Source organism: Rodentibacter trehalosifermentans (assembly GCF_002000545.1).
In the GTDB taxonomy this organism is placed as follows: domain Bacteria; phylum Pseudomonadota; class Gammaproteobacteria; order Enterobacterales; family Pasteurellaceae; genus Rodentibacter; species Rodentibacter trehalosifermentans.
Genome location: NZ_MLHL01000080.1, coordinates 1 through 2,069, shown reverse-complemented (window position 1 = coordinate 2,069; position 2,069 = coordinate 1). Strand labels below are relative to the sequence as shown.

Sequence of the window (2,069 nt, the reverse complement as noted above, 5' to 3'; positions counted from 1 at the left end):
AAAGATAAAAAGGAAAGAATATGAATGCAATTATATTAGCAGCCGGTTTAGGAAGCCGTTTTAAAGAAGTTTCAAAAAATACTCATAAAGCATTACTCCCTATAAATGGGCTACCTAATATAGAGAGAACAATTAAATTTTTAAAACAAGCAGATATAAATGATATTTATATTGTAACCGGTCATTTGGCAAAGCAATTTGACTATTTATCTGAAAAATATAGCTGTCACCTTCTCTATAATGAAAAATATAATGATTACAATAGTATTTATTCTTTTTCTATTGCAAAAGAATATTTTTCCAATAGCTATATTATTGATTCTGACGTAGTTCTATTCAGAAATATTTTCTTACTCCAACCAAAAACCAGTTGCTATTTTGTTTTAAAAAGACCAAAAAGTGAAGAGAAAGAATGGATACCTATTTTAAACAATGAAGGAAAAATAATTAAAATAGAAGTAACAAACAGACCACTTCCTAGTTTATTAGGCATTTCCTTTTGGTTAGAAGATGATAGCAACATAATCAAAAAAGAATTAAGAAAATATCTTTCCCCTACAATACTTAATCAAAACAAACTATATTGGGATAACATTCCAATGGCTATAATAAATCAACTAAATGTTGGAACAGTTGAACTATCACTATCTGATGGCTATGAAATGGATAATATTATCCAGTATGAATTTATTTTAAATAATTTAATCAGGAGATAATATGAGAAAGATAACACTTCGTGAACAGCAATTAATCGCTTTAGATATCCTAAAGTATTTCAATCATATTTGCGCTAAAAATAATATTAAATATTCATTAGGTGGCGGCACATTAATAGGTGCTGTACGTCACCAAGGTTTTATCCCTTGGGATGATGATATTGATGTCTATATGTGCCGAGATGAATATGAGAAATTTGTTAAAGCTTGGCAGCTTCAGAAACATACAAAATACGAATTATCTCTTGCTGAAAGTATTGATGGAATACTTCCCGGTGTAATGACAAAGATTGTTGATAAAGAAACTCACTTGGTTGAAACCAATAGAAGAGTGACAGGAATCTTTATTGATATTTTCATTTGGGATGGAGTACCTAACGAACCTCTTCTCATTTATAAAGCAATGAGAAAACATCGTCTTGTTGAATTAAGGTTTTCTTCTTGTCGTAAAAGATGGATTCGAGCAAAAGAGAATAGCCTTATGAAGGCTATTTTTTCTAAATTATCCCATTATTTTTTTAATAAAATGATGGCAGATTTAACTTTATTTCAGAAGAAATATCCTATTGTTCGTTCTGATTATATCGGATTATTATCAGATTATGGTAATTGGCAAAAATCATATATGCCTAAAACATATTTCTCTGATGTCGTGTATTTTAATTTTGAAGGAGAACGCCTTCCTATTATGAATGGTTATCACGAATATTTAACTATGTATTATGGTAATTATATGACACTTCCTCCTTTAGAAGAGCGAAAACCTCACCATACTGTTGCAGTCTATACGCTCAGTTAATATGATTTATGTAAATATTTGCACTTTATTAAAAAGGCTTATGCGTTGACATAAGCCGAGATCTCTTTAAAAACCAACCACACTTTATAAGAATAAAATGCATCCCCAGACCACGTCGACAACGACTGGGAAGAGATTATTGTTTACGGTGCAGTCCGCCAGATCCAACAATTGGAAAATATTGACATCGGCATCCACACCCTCGCGCCGATTCCGGTCAGTGCTGACGAAAGCCAGGCAGGCGAAACCGATATTCCGGTTAATTTTGGCGGTGTTACTTTCTTCCCGGAAGACTATATCTATGCCGATCTCACCGGCATTATTCTTTCGCAAGAACCTCTGGATTTGGAGGATTTTGGGGAGGAATAAGTCCTATAGAATATTTAAAGAGCGGTTAAAAATTGCGGCATTATGTAGCAGTTGCACAATAGATAATTTTTCGCTCCCTCCTTTTACAGGGAGCGAGGCGGCACCTTAAGGGGGATTGCAACAAAGTTGCAAAAACTCGGTGAAAAATAACCGCACTCCCCCTGCGCCTTGTACAACCCAAACAT

2 protein-coding genes and 1 pseudogene are annotated in these 2,069 nt (G+C 33.5%); all 3 read left to right on the top strand.

Annotated features, from left to right (window positions below; genetic code table 11):
• Positions 1-20: 20 nt before the first annotated feature.
• Positions 21-716 (top strand): NTP transferase domain-containing protein, encoded by a 696-nt coding sequence (locus BKK52_RS11940; RefSeq protein ID WP_077474830.1) that lies wholly within the window; start codon positions 21-23, stop codon positions 714-716.
• A 1-nt stretch (position 717) separates the two neighbouring features.
• Complete coding sequence (locus BKK52_RS11935; RefSeq protein ID WP_077478778.1) at positions 718-1,515, top strand: LicD family protein; 798 nt, start codon at positions 718-720, stop codon at positions 1,513-1,515.
• A gap of 114 nt (positions 1,516-1,629) precedes the next feature.
• Positions 1,630-1,884: pseudogene (locus BKK52_RS11930) on the top strand (RraA family protein); the annotation flags it as partial.
• Positions 1,885-2,069: the final 185 nt, after the last annotated feature.